The sequence below is a fragment of the Pseudomonas sp. B707 genome, from assembly GCF_022496685.1.
Lineage (GTDB): Bacteria > Pseudomonadota > Gammaproteobacteria > Pseudomonadales > Pseudomonadaceae > Aquipseudomonas > Aquipseudomonas paraglycinae.
The window spans coordinates 296,512-313,010 of the sequence record NZ_WTVE01000035.1; the positions used below are offsets into that span (position 1 = coordinate 296,512).

General features: G+C 61.0%; 20 protein-coding genes. 12 read left to right on the forward strand and 8 right to left on the reverse strand.

The genetic code is table 11. The features are described from left to right. Positions 1 to 5 precede the first annotated feature (5 nt). Entirely contained in the window at positions 6 to 443 is a 438-nt protein-coding gene (locus GQX66_RS26485) for a hemerythrin domain-containing protein (protein WP_115078454.1), read from the reverse strand. A gap of 137 nt (positions 444 to 580) precedes the next feature. Between GQX66_RS26485 and GQX66_RS26490 the strand changes: the two genes are divergently transcribed. Further along, positions 581 to 1,006, forward strand: coding sequence for a GNAT family N-acetyltransferase (locus tag GQX66_RS26490; RefSeq protein ID WP_011334932.1), 426 nt, complete (start codon positions 581 to 583; stop codon positions 1,004 to 1,006). A gap of 62 nt (positions 1,007 to 1,068) precedes the next feature. Here the strand turns inward: GQX66_RS26490 and GQX66_RS26495 are convergent, their stop codons facing one another. Continuing rightward, positions 1,069 to 1,419, reverse strand: a complete 351-nt coding sequence (locus tag GQX66_RS26495) for a hypothetical protein (RefSeq protein ID WP_007958217.1) — start codon at positions 1,417 to 1,419, stop codon at positions 1,069 to 1,071. A 135-nt stretch (positions 1,420 to 1,554) separates the two neighbouring features. On the opposite strand from GQX66_RS26495, the gene GQX66_RS26500 reads away from it, so the two are divergent. The 8 genes from GQX66_RS26500 (at position 1,555) to GQX66_RS26535 (ending at position 6,177) form a co-directional block, all read left to right on the forward strand. Further along, a complete protein-coding gene (locus tag GQX66_RS26500; protein WP_007958215.1) occupies positions 1,555 to 1,884 on the forward strand; it encodes a DUF6388 family protein in 330 nt (109 codons plus the stop codon). Positions 1,885 to 1,908: 24 nt separating this feature from the next. Further along, positions 1,909 to 2,610 (forward strand): YoaK family protein, encoded by a 702-nt coding sequence (locus tag GQX66_RS26505; RefSeq protein WP_007958213.1) that lies wholly within the window; start codon positions 1,909 to 1,911, stop codon positions 2,608 to 2,610. Between the two features lie 100 nt (positions 2,611 to 2,710). Continuing rightward, entirely contained in the window at positions 2,711 to 3,103 is a 393-nt protein-coding gene (gene tusD / locus GQX66_RS26510) for a sulfurtransferase complex subunit TusD (protein ID WP_240872055.1), read from the forward strand. A 1-nt stretch (position 3,104) separates the two neighbouring features. Next, the gene (tusC, locus tag GQX66_RS26515; RefSeq protein ID WP_039767393.1) at positions 3,105 to 3,461 is read left to right on the forward strand and encodes a sulfurtransferase complex subunit TusC; all 357 of its coding nucleotides are present in this window, start codon (positions 3,105 to 3,107) and stop codon (positions 3,459 to 3,461) included. Beyond that, positions 3,461 to 3,754 carry a sulfurtransferase complex subunit TusB gene (tusB, locus tag GQX66_RS26520; RefSeq protein ID WP_102687826.1) on the forward strand — a complete coding sequence of 98 codons (294 nt, stop codon included), beginning with the start codon at positions 3,461 to 3,463 and terminating at the stop codon, positions 3,752 to 3,754. The genes tusC and tusB overlap by 1 nt, the downstream gene beginning before the upstream one ends. Beyond that, positions 3,751 to 4,086 (forward strand): TusE/DsrC/DsvC family sulfur relay protein, encoded by a 336-nt coding sequence (locus tag GQX66_RS26525; RefSeq protein ID WP_007958196.1) that lies wholly within the window; start codon positions 3,751 to 3,753, stop codon positions 4,084 to 4,086. Before tusB ends, GQX66_RS26525 begins: the two co-directional genes overlap by 4 nt. Next, positions 4,083 to 5,084, forward strand: a complete 1,002-nt coding sequence (locus GQX66_RS26530) for a glycosyl transferase family protein (RefSeq protein ID WP_240872021.1) — start codon at positions 4,083 to 4,085, stop codon at positions 5,082 to 5,084. Before GQX66_RS26525 ends, GQX66_RS26530 begins: the two co-directional genes overlap by 4 nt. A 91-nt stretch (positions 5,085 to 5,175) precedes the next feature. Then, the gene (locus GQX66_RS26535) at positions 5,176 to 6,177 is read left to right on the forward strand and encodes a glutathione S-transferase family protein (protein WP_236189022.1); all 1,002 of its coding nucleotides are present in this window, start codon (positions 5,176 to 5,178) and stop codon (positions 6,175 to 6,177) included. Positions 6,178 to 6,222: 45 nt separating this feature from the next. Here the strand turns inward: GQX66_RS26535 and cysG are convergent, their stop codons facing one another. The 6 genes from cysG to GQX66_RS26565 all read right to left on the reverse strand — a co-directional run bounded on the left by cysG (position 6,223) and on the right by GQX66_RS26565 (position 13,742). Further along, positions 6,223 to 7,617 carry a siroheme synthase CysG gene (gene cysG, locus GQX66_RS26540; protein ID WP_236189024.1) on the reverse strand — a complete coding sequence of 465 codons (1,395 nt, stop codon included), beginning with the start codon at positions 7,615 to 7,617 and terminating at the stop codon, positions 6,223 to 6,225. After that, the gene (gene serS, locus GQX66_RS26545; protein WP_074688938.1) at positions 7,618 to 8,898 is read right to left on the reverse strand and encodes a serine--tRNA ligase; all 1,281 of its coding nucleotides are present in this window, start codon (positions 8,896 to 8,898) and stop codon (positions 7,618 to 7,620) included. 15 nt (positions 8,899 to 8,913) lie between these two features. Then, positions 8,914 to 9,288 carry a fluoride efflux transporter CrcB gene (crcB, locus tag GQX66_RS26550; RefSeq protein WP_007958188.1) on the reverse strand — a complete coding sequence of 125 codons (375 nt, stop codon included), beginning with the start codon at positions 9,286 to 9,288 and terminating at the stop codon, positions 8,914 to 8,916. Then, a complete protein-coding gene (locus GQX66_RS26555) occupies positions 9,288 to 10,610 on the reverse strand; it encodes a replication-associated recombination protein A (protein ID WP_007958186.1) in 1,323 nt (440 codons plus the stop codon). The genes crcB and GQX66_RS26555 overlap by 1 nt, the downstream gene beginning before the upstream one ends. Positions 10,611 to 10,634: 24 nt before the next feature. Beyond that, a complete protein-coding gene (gene lolA / locus GQX66_RS26560) occupies positions 10,635 to 11,255 on the reverse strand; it encodes an outer membrane lipoprotein chaperone LolA (RefSeq protein WP_007958184.1) in 621 nt (206 codons plus the stop codon). Between the two features lie 78 nt (positions 11,256 to 11,333). Beyond that, complete coding sequence (locus GQX66_RS26565; protein WP_240872022.1) at positions 11,334 to 13,742, reverse strand: DNA translocase FtsK; 2,409 nt, start codon at positions 13,740 to 13,742, stop codon at positions 11,334 to 11,336. 522 nt (positions 13,743 to 14,264) lie between these two features. On the opposite strand from GQX66_RS26565, the gene aat reads away from it, so the two are divergent. The 3 genes from aat to infA all read left to right on the forward strand — a co-directional run bounded on the left by aat (position 14,265) and on the right by infA (position 16,042). After that, complete coding sequence (gene aat, locus GQX66_RS26570; RefSeq protein WP_240872023.1) at positions 14,265 to 14,945, forward strand: leucyl/phenylalanyl-tRNA--protein transferase; 681 nt, start codon at positions 14,265 to 14,267, stop codon at positions 14,943 to 14,945. Positions 14,946 to 15,003: 58 nt separating this feature from the next. Further along, positions 15,004 to 15,711 carry an arginyltransferase gene (locus tag GQX66_RS26575; RefSeq protein WP_102718731.1) on the forward strand — a complete coding sequence of 236 codons (708 nt, stop codon included), beginning with the start codon at positions 15,004 to 15,006 and terminating at the stop codon, positions 15,709 to 15,711. A gap of 112 nt (positions 15,712 to 15,823) precedes the next feature. Continuing rightward, a complete protein-coding gene (gene infA, locus GQX66_RS26580) occupies positions 15,824 to 16,042 on the forward strand; it encodes a translation initiation factor IF-1 (protein ID WP_002553999.1) in 219 nt (72 codons plus the stop codon). The last annotated feature ends 457 nt before the right edge of the window (positions 16,043 to 16,499 follow it).

The window sequence follows — 16,499 nt, forward strand, 5'->3', positions numbered from 1 at the left end:
CCGCTTCAGGGAAGCTGCGCCTTGAACTCCTTTTCATACTGCCCGGCGAGCTGCTCCTTTTGCTTGTCGTCGAGCAGCTTGCCGGCCATCTGGAAGAACTTCTGCTCTTCTTCCTGCAGGTGGTGATGGACCTTCTCCGAGAGCTTTTTCGCCGTGGCCAGCCAGGCCGGGCTGGACATCTCGGTCTCGTCGAGCTCTTCCATCATTTCGTCCATTTCATGGTGCTCGGCGATGGCATGGCGGCTGAGGTCGACACCGTTGTCGAACTCCATCAGCGGGATATAGAAATGGCGCTCTTCGGCCGTTTCGTGAGCCTGAAGCTCAGCCTTCAGTTGCTTGTAGGCCTCCACCCTTTCCGGGGTGTCACCGCTGGTCTTGATCAACGATTTCGCGTAGGTCCGCTGACGATCATGGCTTTCACGCAGGGCTTCGAAAATGTTCATGGAATCTCCCAGGCAAACGCGTTCCGGATGGACGCCCTAAAGGGCTAGACCCCGGAGCGGGAGCGACGGTTCCAAGCGATTGCTTCAATCGGCTGCGGCGCGATAGGCTGCCGATTCATTACTACAAGGAAGACAACATGACGTTGCGGATCGAGCTGTCACAGGACCCCACCGAAGAACAGCGCGCAGCCATCCTGGCGCCCCTGCGTGCCCATAACATCGCCAAGGCCGGACCTTCGCTGTACGAACCGGTCGCGTTGCTGGTGCGCGACGATAACGACGCGATCCTCGGTGGCCTCTATGGGCACACGTTTTATCGGTGGCTGTTTATCGAGTTGCTGGCGGTGCCGGAGGAAGGCCGGGGACAGGGCATCGGCTCGAAGCTGATGAACATGGTCGAGGAATTCGCCCGGGAAAAGGACTGCGTGGGGATCTGGCTCGATACCTTTGATTTTCAGGCGCCCGGGTTCTACAAAAAACTGGGATATACCGAGTGTGGCGAGATTGTGGATTATCCGCTGGGGCACAAGCGGCATTTCTTCCAGAAGCGTTTGATTGATTGAATTCAGCGACCCTCGCCCGCAGGCTGGCGAGGGTCGCAAATTTCAACGCATTCAACTGCCCGTTACAGACAGGTCGCCAGCGCTGCCAAGCGGCGCTTGGCCACAAAATCATCCTTCTGCGCGTAGTAATTCAAAACCGTGCCGGACGCATCCGTGGTCAAGTCGACAAACGACTCCGCCGAGCGCGTATAGACCGTCGAACCGCCCTTCTTGCCCGGTTGCAGATACGCCGCCGCGTCCACGCCGAACACCGCTTCGTCCTGCCAGGCGAATTGCACGCACTGGGCCACGACTTTTTCGGGCTTGTCCGAATTCAGGGTCTTGTAAGGGGTTTGCGTGCGGGCGTCTTCCATCGCCGAACCCGCGCAACCGGCCAGCAGGGTTGCCGCCAGCGCCACCATCAGCATTCGCATTGCATTCGCTCATTCGGAAAAAAGCGGACTGTATCACCGCAACGCCAAAAATCGTTCTGCTTTACTGCATTTAGAGCGCGACACATGCCGGCCGCTGCGGCACATTAACGGTCATCAGCCTTACAAGGAAAGCCCATGGCGCCTACTGACCAGCGACACGAACAGGCCCTGAAACTGTTTCTCGATGCGCGCCCGGAACTGCGCGAAGCCCTTGACCACCTCAACCCGCTGCTGGCCCAGGCCAAGGGCGAAACCCAGGCGCAGTACCGCGAAGAACGTCTGCACGAAGCCTTCGAAGCCGAGGCCGAAAGCCAGGGTTTGTTCGCCTGGGAACTGACGCTGCAACTCACCGCCGCGACGCCCGAGGAGTATCAGGCGCAACGCCTGGAAGTGCATCGCGAAGTGGCGGAAATGGCCGGCATGGACTGGCTGGAATATTGCGATCTGTATGGCATAGAACCGTAAACCCCGCTCAAGGACGCTGCCTCGATGCTGCCTTCCACCTCGACCCACCGCGCCAGCCCCGGACATCTTCATATACAGAAATGGCGCGGCCGTGTGGGGCTGGCGCTGGTTGCCAGCCTTTCGGTACTGGCCGGCATGACCGACGCCATAGGTTTCATGGCCAGCGGCGATTTCGTTTCCTTCATGAGCGGCAACACCACGCGGCTGGCGGTGGCGATCAGCGATGGCGACAGCGCACTGACGTTAAGGCTGATCCTGCTGGTCGCGACGTTCATTGTCGGCAATGCCCTCGGAGTCGTGGTCAGCCGGCTGGGTGGTCGGCGGGCGCTGCCGTTGCTGCTATCCATCGCCGCTCTGCTCTGTTTGGCAGCCTGGCCCTTTGACACGCAACTGCCGGCCCTGCTGGCAGCGATCATTGCGATGGGCATGCTCAACGCAGCGGTGGAAGAAGTGAACGGTCTGCCGGTCGGGCTGACGTACGTCACCGGCGCCCTGTCCCGATTCGGTCGAGGATTGGGCCGGTGGGTGCTCGGCGAACGGCGAAGTGGCTGGCGGGTGCAACTGGTGCCGTGGAGCGGGATGCTGGTCGGCGCCATTCTGGGGGCGGTGCTGGAACATCATCTGGGACTCAAGGCGATGTTGGTCAGCGGTCTGTTCGCCGCCGTACTGGGGCTGCTGACCCTGAAGATTCCGCGGCGCTGGCAACTGGGCTACATGCCACGCTGAAGGACACCTGCTCGCATCGAGACGGGCGCGGGAAACATCCGCTTCGCCGCCCCGCCGAGAAAGCTTTATCATGGCCGCAGTTTTGCTGATCGAGTCCGTCATGAAGTTCGCCATTGCGCTGTTTTCCGCCGCCCATGCGCCCTCCTCGCGCCGCGCCCTGCTGTTCGCCCAGGCTGCGCTGGCCGGCGGGCATGAAATTGTCCGGCTGTTTTTCTATCAGGACGGGGTCCACAACGCGTCCGACGCCGTGGTCACGCCGCAGGACGAGCTGGACCTGCTCAAGCAGTGGCGAACCTTTATCACCGAACAAAACCTCGACGGCGTGGTGTGCATCGCCGCGGCCCTGCGCCGTGGCGTGTTGAATACGGAGGAAGCCGGGCGTTATCAGCGTGATGCCGTGGCCGTCAGCGCACCGTGGGAATTGTCCGGCCTCGGCCAGTTGCATGACGCGGTGCAGGACGCCGACCGCCTGATCTGTTTCGGAGGCGCATGACATGGCCAAATCCCTTCTGATTATCAGCCGTCAATCGCCGTGGTCCGGCCCCGGTGCCCGCGAAGCGCTGGACATCGTGCTCGCCGGTGGCGCCTTCGATCTGCCGATCGGTCTGCTGTTTCTCGACGACGGCGTGTTGCAACTGGCCGCCGGGCAAAACGCCAAGGCCCTGCAACAGAAAGACCTGAGCGCCAACCTGCAAGCGTTGCCGATGTTCGGCGTCGAAGAGCTGTTCTACTGCGCCGACAGCGCCAGTGTTCGCGGCCTCGGCGATCGTTCGCTGGACGAGGCGCAGCCCTTGGCCGCTGAGCAAATCACCGCCCTCATTGACCGTTACGACCAGGTGATCACCCTCTGATGTCGACTCTGCATGTGTTGTCCCATTCCCCGTTCGGCGACGAACGCCTGACCAGTTGCCTGCGCCTGCTGGGTGCCAGCGATGCTCTGTTGCTGTCGGGCGATGCCGCTTATGCGTTGCAACCCGGCACTGCGCCGCTCAATGCGCTGGAAACCCGCCGGGTGAAATTGTTCGTGCTGGCCGAAGACGCGCAAGCCCGTGCCGTGCAGGTTCCGGACTGGGCCGAAGCCATCGATTACCCGGCCTTCGTCGAACTGTCGATCCAATACGACAAGGTCAACAGCTGGCTATGAATGCGCTGACCGTCGGCGCCCGCGCCATTGAACTGGACAAGGACGGCTTTCTGGTCGACCTCAACGACTGGTCGGCCGAAGTCGCCAGCGCCCTCGCCGCTGCCGAAGACATCGAACTGAGCCCGGAACACTGGGAAGTCCTCGAATTGCTGCGCAGCTTCTACGCCGAATTCCAGCTGTCACCGGCCACCCGGCCGCTGATCAAGTACACCGCGCTCAAGCTCGGCGCGGAGAAAGGCAACAGCCTGCACCTGAACCGACTGTTCAAAGGCACCCCTGCCAAACTCGCCGCGAAACTGGCGGGCCTGCCCAAACCGACGAATTGCCTATGACCGACTATCCAGCGCTGACCCTCGAAACGCCCGCCGAGCATCCGTTCGCCCAGTTCGTGCGCATCCTCGGCAAGGGCAAGCGCGGCGCCCGCGACCTGACCCGCGAGGAAGCCCGGGAAGCCATGGGCATGGTGCTCGACGAAGCGGTCGAGGAAACCCAGCTCGGCGCGTTCCTGATGTTGCTGCGGCACAAGGAAGAAAGCGCCGAGGAAATGGCCGGTTTCACCGAGGCTCTGCGTGAGCGCTTGCAGGCACCGGCACTGAACGTCGATCTGGACTGGCCGACCTATGCCGGCAAGAAGCGTCACCTGCCGTGGTATCTGCTGGCCGCCAAGTGCCTGGCACAGAACGGCGTGCGCATCTTCATGCACGGCGGTGGCGCGCACACCGCCGGGCGCTTGTACTCCGAACAACTGCTCGGTGAGCTGAACATTCCGCTGTGCCGCAACTGGCAACAGGTCGGCGCGGCGCTGGATAACGGTGGCCTGGCGTTCATGCCGCTGGTGGACTGGGCGCCGCAGCTGCAACGGATGATCGATCTGCGTAACACCCTCGGCCTGCGTTCACCGATCCACTCGCTGGCGCGGATTCTCAATCCGCTGGGCGCACGTTGCGGCCTGCAGAGTATTTTCCACCCCGGCTATCAAGCGGTGCACCGCGATGCCAGCGGCCTGCTCGGCGACACGGCGATCGTGATCAAGGGCGACGGCGGCGAAATCGAGATCAACCCGGATGCCGACAGTCACTTGTACGGCACCACCGGCGGCGAGAGCTGGGACGAGGAATGGCCGCAGCTGTCGGCGCAGCGTCACGTCAAACCGGCGTCGCTGGATATCGAGCATTTGAAGGCTGTCTGGCGTGGCGATGTGGTCGACAGCTATCCGCAAATGGCGCTGATCTCGACCATGGCGTTGGCGCTGCGCGGCCTCGGCCAGAGCCGTGAACAGGCTTTCGAAACCGCCGAGCAATACTGGGCCGCGCGGGACAAATCGATTTAACCGATCATTAACGCCCGATCTTTGCGCTTTTTGTTCGAACTCATCGGAATAGACTCGGCTCCAACGATTATTGGTTACTGGAGTCTTGATCATGGGTTTACTCGTCGACGGCCGCTGGCAGGACAAGTGGTACGAAAGCAGCAAGGACGGCGCGTTCCAGCGCGAACAGGCGCAGCGCCGCAACTGGGTCACTCGCAACGGCGAGCCAGGCCCGAGCGGTGAAGGCGGTTTTGCCGCCGAAGCCGGGCGTTACCACCTTTATGTCTCTCTCGCCTGTCCGTGGGCTCATCGCACGCTGATTCTGCGCAAGCTCAAGGGCCTGGAAAGCCTGATCGACGTTTCCGTCGTCAGCTGGCTGATGCTGGAAAACGGCTGGACCTTCGATCAGAACCTCGGTTCGACCGGCGACAAACTCGACCACTTCGACTTCATGCACCAGCGCTACACCGCCGACACCGCCGACTACACCGGCCGCGTCACCGTGCCGGTGCTGTGGGACAAGAAGCTCAAGCGCATCGTCAGCAACGAATCGGCGGAGATCATCCGCATGTTCAACAGTGCGTTCGATGACTTGACCGGCAACGATCTGGACTTCTACCCGGCACCGTTACGCAGCGAAATCGATGCGCTGAACGAGCGGATCTACCCTGCCGTGAACAACGGCGTGTATCGCGCCGGGTTCGCCACCTCGCAAAATGCCTATGAAGAAGCCTTCGATGACGTGTTTACCGAACTGGATCATCTGGAGCAAGTGCTGGACGCCAACCGTTATCTGACGGGCGAATACCTGACCGAGGCGGACGTGCGCTTGTTCACCACGCTGATTCGTTTCGACGCGGTGTATCACGGGCACTTCAAATGCAATCTGCGGCGGATCAGCGATTATCCGAATCTGTCGAACTGGCTGCGTGAGATGTACCAGTGGCCGGGCGTTGCCGAGACCGTGGATTTCCAGCACATCAAGAATCACTACTACGGCAGCCACAAGACCATCAACCCGACCGGGGTTGTACCGAAGGGGCCGGAGCAGGATTTCACTGTTGCCCATGACCGGGACCGGTTGGGCGGGAAAGGGGTTTGGCGCAGAGGTTGAAAGCAGGATCGTTCCCACCGCGTGGGAACGATCCCTTCAGAGTCGTCAGATTTGACCCTGAGCGCCCTCGAACCACGCCAGTTTCTCGCGCAGTTGCACCACTTCGCCGACGATCACCAGCGTCGGCGCATGCACTTCATGCTCCGCCACCAGACGCGGCAGGTCGGCCAGCGTGCCGGTAAAGACCCGCTGATTGACCGTGGTGCCCTGCTGGATCAGCGCGGCCGGCGTTTCAGCTGCGCGACCATGCTTGATCAACTGCTCGCAGATGATCGGCAACCCCACCAGGCCCATGTAGAACACCAGCGTCTGCGCCGGCGCGACAAGGTCGGCCCACGGCAGATCGGTGGAACCGTCCTTCAGGTGACCGGTAACGAAACGCACCGACTGCGCGTAATCGCGATGAGTCAGCGGAATCCCGGCATACGCCGCGCAACCGCTGGCCGCCGTGATGCCCGGCACCACCTGGAACGGGATGCCATGGGCCGCCAGTTCCTCGATCTCTTCGCCGCCACGGCCGAAGATGAACGGATCCCCGCCCTTCAACCGCACCACACGCTTGCCGGCCTTGGCCAGATCCACCAGTTGCTGGTTGATCTGATCCTGCGGCACGGCGTGATCGGCGCGACGTTTGCCGACGTAGACACGCTCGGCATCGCGGCGGCACAGCTCAAGAATCGCCGGAGCCACCAAGCGGTCGTACAGCACCACATCGGCTTGCTGCATCAGGCGCAAGGCGCGGAAGGTCAGCAGATCCGGATCACCCGGCCCTGCGCCCACCAGATACACCTCACCGGTCGTAACCATGGCTTCGCCGTCAATCTTGGCTTGCAGCAAACGTTCGGCTTCGGCGCCCTGTCCTGCCAGTTGCCGATCAGCAATCGGCCCCTGGAACACGTCCTCCCAAAAACCGCGACGTTGCTGCACATCGGGAAACAGGCCTTTGACCTGATCGCGAAACCGCGCGGCCAGACCGGCCAGATGGCCGTAGGTCGAGGGAATCCAGGTTTCGATCTTGGCGCGGATCAGCCGGGCCAGCACCGGCGCATCGCCGCCGCTGGAGACCGCGATGATCAGCGGTGAGCGATCGACGATTGCCGGGAAAATCACGCTGCACAGCGCCGGCGCATCGACCACATTGACCGGCACGCAACGCCGATGGGCATCGGCGGAAACTTGCGCGTTCAACGCTTCGTCGTCGGTGGCGGCAATGATCAGCCCGCAACCGTCCAGATCCGTTTCGGCGTAGCCACGCAGCAGGCATTCGCCACCGCTGGCGGCAACCAGTTCGCGCAGTTGCGCTTCGATTTCAGGTGCGACCACCCGCAGCAGCGCACCGGCATCGGCCAGCAGGCGGGACTTGCGCAAGGCAATCTCCCCCCCACCGACGACCAACACACGACTGCCGCGCAGGTTGTGAAACAGCGGCAGATATTTCATTTAGCCGATGACCTCAAGGCCACCCATGTACGGCTTCAGCACGTCCGGCACACGGATCGAACCGTCGGCCTGCTGGTAGTTTTCCAGCACGGCAACCAGGGTACGTCCGACCGCCAGACCGGAACCGTTCAAGGTGTGCACCAGCTCAGGCTTGCCGGTTTCCGGGTTGCGGAAACGCGCCTGCATGCGGCGGGCCTGGAAGTCGCCGCAGTTGGAGCACGACGAGATTTCACGGTACTTGTCCTGGCTCGGGATCCACACTTCCAGGTCGTACGTCTTGACCGCGCTGAAGCCCATGTCGCCGGTGCACAGCGCCAGGGTGCGGTAAGGCAGCTCCAGCAGTTGCAGAACTTTCTCGGCGTTGGCGGTCAGGCTTTCCAGCGCTTCCATCGACTTCGACGGCTCGACGATCTGGACCATTTCAACTTTGTCGAACTGGTGCTGACGGATCATGCCGCGAGTGTCACGACCCGACGCGCCGGCTTCGCTGCGGAAGCACGGAGTGTGGGCAACGAACTTGATCGGCAGCTGCTTCGAATCGACGATTTCACCGGCCACGATGTTGGTCAGCGACACTTCGGCGGTCGGGATCAGGTACAGATCGGCTTCACCTTCGCGAGCGATCTTGAACAGGTCTTCTTCGAACTTCGGCAGTTGACCGGTGCCTTGCAGCGCCGGGGCCTGAACCAGATAAGGCGTGTAGGCCTCTTCGTAGCCGTGCTCGGTGACGTGCAGGTTGATCATGAACTGCGCCAGTGCGCGGTGCAGACGGGCAATCGGGCCACGCAGCAGGGCGAAACGTGCGCCGGACAGCTTGGCGGCGGTTTCGAAATCGAGCCAGCCGAACTTCTCGCCCAGGGCCACGTGGTCCTGAACCGGGAAGTCGAAAGCGGTCGGAGTGCCCCAGCGGCGTACTTCGACGTTGCCGTCTTCGTCTTCGCCGACCGGTACCGATTCGTGCGGCAGGTTCGGAATACCCAGCAGGATCGAATCCAGTTCGGTCTGGATCGCGTCCAGCTCGACTTTACCGGCACTCAGTTCGCCCGCCATGCGCTCGACGTCCGCCATCAGCGGCGCGATGTCTTCGCCGCGCTGCTTGGCCTGACCGATGGATTTGGAGCGCGCGTTACGCTCAGCCTGCAGTGCTTCGGTGCGGGTCTGGACGGTCTTGCGCTGTTCTTCCAGCGCTTCGATGCGCGCGACATCCAGGGCAAAGCCACGGGAAGCCAGGCGGTCCGCTACGTCCTGGAGGTTGCTACGTAACAGTTTGGAATCGAGCATGTCGGTTTCTCGTTATCAAAGTTTGGTCAGGGACAGGCCGGCCCAGGTCGCGAGCAGCCCGCCGAATACGCTGATGGCCGCATAGCCCAGGGCCAGCGGCACTTGCCCGCTTTCCAGCAGGCGCACCGTATCCAGTGAAAAGGATGAAAAAGTCGTCAGCCCCCCGAGGAAGCCGACCATCAACCCGGCACGTACCTCGATCGGTACTTCCGGGCGTATCAAAAACAGGCCGTACAACACGCCAATCAGCAGACAGCCCACGATATTAACGGCCAGCGTCGCGGTATAGAAGTGCCGCGGCCAATTGGCGTTGACCCAATTGCCGGTGGCGAAGCGCAACAGGGTGCCGGCAATCCCGCCGACGGAGACTGCAACGATCAATGGAACCACTATTTTCTCCGCTGCCGGGGGCTTAAACGATCAAGTTGGGCGAGGTGGTTGAGCTTTTCGCCGATCTTCAACTCCAGGCCGCGCGGCACCGGTTGGTAGAAGGGAATCGGGTCGAGTTCTTCCGGGAAATAGTCTTCGCCGGCTGCATAGGCGTCCGGTTCGTCGTGGGCGTAACGGTATTCGTCGCCATAACCCAATTGCTTCATCAATTTGGTCGGCGCATTGCGCAGGTGCAGCGGCACTTCCAGCGAGCCGTGTTCGGCGGCGGCGCGCAGCGCGGTCTTGAAGCCCATGTACACCGCGTTGCTTTTCGGTGCACAAGCCAGATACGTAATAGCTTGAGCCACTGCCAACTCACCTTCCGGGCTGCCAAGTCGCTCCTGCACTTCCCACGCCGCCAGGCACAGGCTCAGTGCGCGCGGGTCGGCGTTACCGATGTCTTCGCTGGCCATGCGCACCACGCGCCGGGCCAGGTACAGCGGATCGCAGCCGCCGTCGATCATTCGCGCAAACCAGTACAGCGCGCCGTCCGGATTCGACCCACGAACCGATTTGTGCAACGCAGAAATCTGGTCGTAGAACGCTTCACCGCCCTTGTCGAAACGCCGGCGAGTGTCGCCGAGCAGGCTTTGCAGCAGCTCGGTGCCCATCTCGCTGTTGTCTTCGGCCAGGTCCGAGGCGTTTTCCAGCAGGTTCAGCAGGCGCCGGCCATCACCGTCGGCGGCGGACAGCAGCATCTGGAAGCCTTCATCGCTGAGGGTCAGATGTCGCTTGCCCAAACCACGTTCTTCAGTGAGCGCGCGGTGCACCAGTTTGCGCAACGCCGCTTCGTCGAGGCTCTTGAGTACGTAGACCCGCGCCCGCGACAGCAATGCGTTGTTCAGTTCGAAAGAAGGGTTTTCAGTGGTGGCGCCAATGAAGATCAGCGTACCGTCCTCAACGTACGGTAGAAACGCATCCTGTTGAGACTTGTTGAAGCGGTGAACCTCATCGACAAACAGGATCGTGCGCTTGCCGTACTGGCCGGCCTGCTGCTTGGCGATTTCCACCGCCTGACGGATCTCCTTGACCCCGGCCAAGACGGCCGACACCGTTTCGAAGTGCGCATCCGAGACTTCCGCCAGCAACCGCGCCAGGGTGGTTTTGCCCACGCCCGGCGGGCCCCAGAAGATCATCGAGTGCAGGGCACCCTGCTCCAGCGCTTCGCGCAAAGGCTTGCCGCGAGCGAGCACGTGTTCCTGACCGACGTACTCATCCAGATTGGTCGCCCGCAAACGGGCGGCCAGTGGCTGGGCAATCGGTGCACTGCGAAACAGATCCATCACGTACCGTTGAAACCTCTGTGTTTATTCCTGGATCACGTCGGCACCCTTCGGGATGTCGAACTTGAACTTCGATGCCGGGACCGCTTCGTTGGCCTTCACACCGGTAAACAGGATGTTGGTGCGCTGGCCGACGCTGTCGATCAGTTGCATGTCATTGACCAGACCGTTGCGGAACGACAGGCGCAGACTGTCGAACAGGGTGTCCTTGGTTTTCGGCTTCAGGGTGAAGTCGATCACGCCGCCGGCCTCTTTGGCGCTGATGTCGAAGCTCTGGCTGATCTTCGACACGTCGCCGGACAGCAACAGCGCCGGGGTCTGGGTCAGACGCTCATCGAGCTTCTTGATAGTGGCCTGCTCCAGGTCCGGGTCCCACAGGGTGACTTTCTTGCCGTCAGACACCATGGTCTGCTCGGCTGGCGCATTGGTGTGCCAGTAGAACAGGCCCGGACGCTGCAGGGTCATGTCGCCGGTGGTTTCCTGCAACTGGGTGCCGCTGCCGTCGAGGGTCAGCTGGGAGAAGTTGGCGGTCAGGGTCTTGGATGTTTCGAGCAATTGGGTCAGGCGAGCCACATCCTTGTCATCGGCGTGAGCCGTGAGGGTGGTCAGAGCCAGTACCGGCAGCAACATGCGGATAAGACGCATGGGAGTCCTCTTGAATACTCGTGGGAAAGTGGACGGCGCTTCATGCACCGTCCATTGCATTTGGATCAGGGTATCGAATCAGTCGCGTACCGGGCCAGGGGCCAGTACTTCGCGGGAACCGTTGGTGTTCATCGACGTCACGACCCCGGCCATTTCCATGGCTTCGATCATGCGTGCGGCACGGTTGTAGCCGATCTTCAGCTTGCGCTGTACAGCGGAGATGGAGGCGCGACGGCTTTCCAGCACGAACTGCACGGCTTCGTCGTACAGCGCGTCAGCTTCCGGATCGTCGCCGTCACCGCCGCCGCTGCTGCCTTCGAAACCACTGCCCGCATCTTCGACACCGTTGAGGATGTCGTCGTTGTATTCCGGTGCACCGCGCAGCTTCCAGGCTTCAACCACCCGGTGAACTTCATCGTCGGACACAAAGGCGCCGTGAACCCGGATCGGCAGGCTGGTGCCCGGCGGCATGTAGAGCATGTCACCGTGGCCGAGCAGTTGCTCGGCGCCGCCCTGGTCGATGATGGTCCGGGAGTCGATCTTGCTCGATACCTGGAACGCCATCCGCGTCGGGATGTTGGCCTTGATCAGACCGGTGATCACGTCTACCGATGGCCGCTGGGTCGCGAGGATCAGATGGATACCGGCCGCACGCGCCTTCTGGGCGATACGGGCGATCAGTTCTTCTACCTTCTTGCCGACGATCATCATCATGTCGGCGAATTCGTCCACGACCACGACGATGGTCGGCAGCTTCTGCAGCAGCGGCGCTTCATCGTGGATGCTTTCGCGTTTGTACAGCGGATCGCTCAGGGGCTCGCCGGCGTCCTGGGCTTCCTTGACCTTGGCGTTGAAGCCGGACAGGTTTCGCACGCCCATCTTCGCCATCAGCTTGTAGCGACGCTCCATCTCGGCCACGCTCCAGCGCAGGGCGTTGGCGGCGTCTTTCATGTCGGTCACGACCGGGCACAGCAGGTGCGGAATGCCTTCGTAGATCGACAGCTCGAGCATTTTCGGGTCGATCATGATCAGCTTGGCGTCGTCCGGGCCGGACTTGAACAGGATCGACAGGATCATCGCGTTCACGCCCACCGACTTACCGGAACCGGTGGTACCGGCCACCAACAGGTGCGGCATCTTCGCCAGGTCAGTGATGACCGGCTTGCCGCCGATGTCGTGGCCCAGAGCCAGGGTGACAGGCGATTTGAAGTTGTCGTACTCAGGCGTCGACAGCACTTCGGAGAAGCGCACGATCTGCCGGTCTTCGTTGGGGATCTCGATACCGACGGTGGTCTTGCCCGGAATCACTTCCACCACCCGCACACTGGTCACGGCCAGCGAACGTGCAAGGTCTTTCGCCAGGTTGGCGATACGGCTGACCTTCACGCCGGCAGCAGGCTGGATTTCGTAACGGGTAATGACCGGACCGGGGTGAATCGAATCCACGGTGACTTCGACGCCGAACTCCTTGAGCTTGATCTCCAGCAAGTGGCCGACCGCCGCCAGGGATTCGGGCGAATAATTGAGTTGTTTCTTTTCAGCCGGGTCGAGAATCGAGATCGGCGGCAAGGTGCCTTCCACGGCGCTGTCGACGAACAACGGCACCTGCTTCTCTTTCTGCACGCGCTTGCTTGGCTCCGGCGCCTTGACCGGAGCCGGGGCGATGACCGGCGGAACCTGTTTCTCGCGCTCGGACATGTGCTTGCTCAGAGCCTGCTCGCGCTCGATCAGACGCTCCTTGACCTTGGCCTGCTCGCGTTTGTCGGTGACCGTCGGTGCAACCACGTCATGCACGCGATCGTCGACTTCACGCAGTTGCGCGACCAGTTGCTTGCGCTCGGTGCGCGCCGACCACCAGCGGTTGACCGCGCCCTGGAACAGTTCGAACAGGTCGAGGGTGATCTTGCCGGTGATGTCCATCACCTTGAACCACGACAGGTCAGTGAACACCGTCAGGCCGAACAGGAACAGTGCGATGAACAGCAACGTGCTGCCCTGAATGTTCAGGGCATTACGGGCCAGATCACCAAGGCTTTCGCCCAGCGCACCACCGGCACCAGCCGGCAGACCGGTGGCGGCATGGAAATGGATGTGCGCCAGCGCGGCGCCGGACAACACCAGAAACACCAGGCCGATCAGGCGCCAGGAGAACAGCCAGCCGCTCCACTGCCACGGTTCGTGACGCTGACGGAAGATCTGATACGCCTTGATCGCCAGCAGCAACGGGAAGATGTACGCGAAATAACCCAGCACCATGAACAGGATGTCGGCGCTGTAGGAACCGGCCGGGCCGCCGAAGTTCTGCACGTCGTCGATCTTGCTGTTGTGGCTCCAGCCCGGATCGTCCTTGCCATAGGTCAGCAACGCCATCATCAGGAACAGGCACAAGGCACCGATGGCAATCAATGCACCTTCCTTGAGCCGGTAGTGCAACTGTTGACGCCAGAGCGGAACGACTGTTTTTGGTGCTTCCGTGGATTTCTTCAAAACGCTTCTTTTCCTGCGCCAGAGGCGCGTCCATCTATTGAATGACGATAAAAAACTGCCCAATCCAGGCAGGTAAAAAAATTGACGGGCGCAACGGAGACTACTTTTAACACTGCGCCCCGCCTTTTATAAACACGGCACGCGGCGAATATTCTGTAACAGCCCGGCATTGTACGGGTTTGCGCGTTCGATGCCATGCTTCCAGGCCCCAGGTTCAAGCATAGCCAAACGCACAACACCCGGCGTTCAATTTGAGCATGCATTACCTTTTGTGACAAAGGCTTATGAGGTGTATTTGATGAACGTAGCGAAGCATTCGCGCCTCATTTCCCCTGAGTGCAACACATTGGCATCGGCAACCTTGCCCGCACCGGTGCAACGCCCGATTACGACCGCATCCGGATGCTCAAGTTGCAGAGGTCAAAACACAGCACCTCAGTGGAGGACATTCGCGTCATTTCCCGGCACACTTTACCTCGGGCCCAGCGCCCACCGCCCTCCCCTTCTGCAAGCCTGGACGCCATGCTGACTTGGTTACAACGCAATTCACTGACTTTCCCGCCACTGGAAAAGGCCATGCGCGATCCCAACGGATTGCTGGCGGCCGGAGGCGACCTGTCCGCCGATCGCTTGATCCAGGCTTATCGTCACGGCTGCTTTCCATGGTTTTCCGAAGGTCAGCCGATTCTCTGGTGGTCGCCGGATCCGCGCACCGTGCTTTTTCCCGACGAACTGCACGTCTCGCGCAGCCTCGGCAAATTGATGCGCCAACAGCGTTATCAAGTGACCTTCGATCAGGATTTCGACGCCGTGATCCACGCCTGCGCCGCCCCCAGGGAATACGCCGACGGCACCTGGATCACCGAGGCGATGCAGGACGCCTATATCGAATTGCATCGGCGCGGTTTTGCTCACTCGGTGGAAGTCTGGGATGAGGGCGAACTGGTCGGCGGCCTGTACGGCCTGGCGATGGGGCAGCTGTTCTTCGGCGAGTCGATGTTCAGCCGCGCGGACAACGCGTCCAAGTACGGTTTTGCGACGCTGGTGCAACATCTGAAACAGGCGGGTTTCGTATTGATTGACTGCCAGATGCCTACCGATCATCTGCACAGCCTTGGCGCCCGGGCGATTTCCCGCTCTGCATTCGCCGACTATCTGGCCAGACACCTTGATCAACCCAATCACGCGACCTGGGTTTGCTGAGCGACTTTTGCGCGCGTGGCTTACACTTAATTCACCAGCTTACCCTTGAGGGTTGATCATGACCGAGTTGGCGCGGTTGAAGTTTTATGCCACTCAGCCTCACTCTTGCAGTTATCTGCCCGAGGAACAGGCGACGACCCTGTTTCTCGACCCGAGCCAGCCCATGGATGTGCATGTCTACGCAGACCTGTCAGAAATGGGCTTTCGTCGCAGCGGCGACCATCTGTACCGCCCGCATTGCCAGAACTGCAATGCCTGCGTGCCTGCGCGCATTCCTGTTGCGCAGTTCAACCCCAACCGGCAGCAGAAACGTATTTTCAAGCGCAACATCGATTTGCAAGTGCGCCCGGTCAAGCCGGCGTTCAGCGAAGAGTACTTCGACCTCTATCAGCGCTACATCGAACAGCGCCACGCGGATGGCGACATGTACCCGCCGAGCCGCGATCAATTCTCGACCTTTCTGGTACGCGACCTGCCCTTCTCACGCTTCTACGAGTTCCGGCTCGACGGACGGTTGCTGGCAGTTGCCGTGACCGATCTGCTGCCCAACGGCCTGTCGGCGGTCTACACCTTTTACGAGCCGACGGAGGAACGCCGCAGCCTGGGCCGTTACGCAATCCTCTGGCAAATCGCCGAAGCCCAGCGGCTGGGGCTTGAGGCGGTGTACCTGGGTTACTGGATCAAAAACTGCAAAAAGATGAACTACAAGACCCAATATCGGCCTATCGAACTGCTGATCAATCAGCGCTGGGTCGTCCTGAACTAAACGCAAACCCTAAACCCCTTGGCGTAAACCCCATTTTTCGGGCACAATGCACGCCGCTTTTGCCTGGCGCAGTTGCACCGGGCCATTCATTGGATACCGAGGGCTTTACTGCATGTCGAAAGAAGACAGCTTCGAAATGGAAGGCACTGTCGTCGACACCCTGCCCAACACCATGTTTCGTGTGGAGTTGGAAAATGGGCACGTCGTAACCGCGCATATTTCCGGCAAGATGCGCAAGAACTACATTCGTATTCTTACCGGTGACAAAGTGCGCGTCGAGCTGACGCCCTATGACTTGAGCAAAGGGCGTATTACTTACCGCGCTCGCTAATCAAGTCAATACAAGACGCCCGGCATTTGCCGGGCGTTTTTGTTTGTCTGGGTTTTGGGTTTGTGCTTGAGTTTTGGGTGTATATCCGTTGCTTCGGGAGCTGCCCCTGGCGGTTTCGCTCTTACAGCGAGTCACTTTTGACAAACGCCTCAAAAGTAACCAAAAAGTCTACGCCCCGGCGTACGGCACTTCGCTTAGGCTCAGTGTTCCCTCGCTACGGTGTCCATCAGGGGGCATCGCCTACGGTTTGCTTCGCTGCACCTCCTCTCGATGTATGCGGCTTCGCCGCACGGCGCTGCGCGCCTACCCCCTGATGGACACCTCCGCTCGGCCTGCCGAAGGGACTAAAGATCAAAAGCAGATCAAGAGCCAGATCAAGAGCCCCTCACCCTAGCCCTCCCGAAACGTCGGACCGCCCGTAGGGAGAGGGAACTGATCGAGGTGTATGGCAGAGCTA

What these genes read in the sequence shown, in the direction of transcription:
- GQX66_RS26485 (WP_115078454.1), bottom strand. Translation starts at nt 443, where the DNA reads ATGAACATTTTCGAAGCCCTGCGTGAAAGCCATGATCGTCAGCGGACC.
- GQX66_RS26490 (WP_011334932.1), top strand. Translation starts at nt 581, where the DNA reads ATGACGTTGCGGATCGAGCTGTCACAGGACCCCACCGAAGAACAGCGC.
- GQX66_RS26495 (WP_007958217.1), bottom strand. Translation starts at nt 1,419, where the DNA reads ATGCGAATGCTGATGGTGGCGCTGGCGGCAACCCTGCTGGCCGGTTGC.
- GQX66_RS26500 (WP_007958215.1), top strand. Translation starts at nt 1,555, where the DNA reads ATGGCGCCTACTGACCAGCGACACGAACAGGCCCTGAAACTGTTTCTC.
- GQX66_RS26505 (WP_007958213.1), top strand. Translation starts at nt 1,909, where the DNA reads ATGCTGCCTTCCACCTCGACCCACCGCGCCAGCCCCGGACATCTTCAT.
- tusD (WP_240872055.1), top strand. Translation starts at nt 2,711, where the DNA reads ATGAAGTTCGCCATTGCGCTGTTTTCCGCCGCCCATGCGCCCTCCTCG.
- tusC (WP_039767393.1), top strand. Translation starts at nt 3,105, where the DNA reads ATGGCCAAATCCCTTCTGATTATCAGCCGTCAATCGCCGTGGTCCGGC.
- tusB (WP_102687826.1), top strand. Translation starts at nt 3,461, where the DNA reads ATGTCGACTCTGCATGTGTTGTCCCATTCCCCGTTCGGCGACGAACGC.
- GQX66_RS26525 (WP_007958196.1), top strand. Translation starts at nt 3,751, where the DNA reads ATGAATGCGCTGACCGTCGGCGCCCGCGCCATTGAACTGGACAAGGAC.
- GQX66_RS26530 (WP_240872021.1), top strand. Translation starts at nt 4,083, where the DNA reads ATGACCGACTATCCAGCGCTGACCCTCGAAACGCCCGCCGAGCATCCG.
- GQX66_RS26535 (WP_236189022.1), top strand. Translation starts at nt 5,176, where the DNA reads ATGGGTTTACTCGTCGACGGCCGCTGGCAGGACAAGTGGTACGAAAGC.
- cysG (WP_236189024.1), bottom strand. Translation starts at nt 7,617, where the DNA reads ATGAAATATCTGCCGCTGTTTCACAACCTGCGCGGCAGTCGTGTGTTG.
- serS (WP_074688938.1), bottom strand. Translation starts at nt 8,898, where the DNA reads ATGCTCGATTCCAAACTGTTACGTAGCAACCTCCAGGACGTAGCGGAC.
- GQX66_RS26555 (WP_007958186.1), bottom strand. Translation starts at nt 10,610, where the DNA reads ATGGATCTGTTTCGCAGTGCACCGATTGCCCAGCCACTGGCCGCCCGT.
- lolA (WP_007958184.1), bottom strand. Translation starts at nt 11,255, where the DNA reads ATGCGTCTTATCCGCATGTTGCTGCCGGTACTGGCTCTGACCACCCTC.
- aat (WP_240872023.1), top strand. Translation starts at nt 14,265, where the DNA reads ATGCTGACTTGGTTACAACGCAATTCACTGACTTTCCCGCCACTGGAA.
- GQX66_RS26575 (WP_102718731.1), top strand. Translation starts at nt 15,004, where the DNA reads ATGACCGAGTTGGCGCGGTTGAAGTTTTATGCCACTCAGCCTCACTCT.
- infA (WP_002553999.1), top strand. Translation starts at nt 15,824, where the DNA reads ATGTCGAAAGAAGACAGCTTCGAAATGGAAGGCACTGTCGTCGACACC.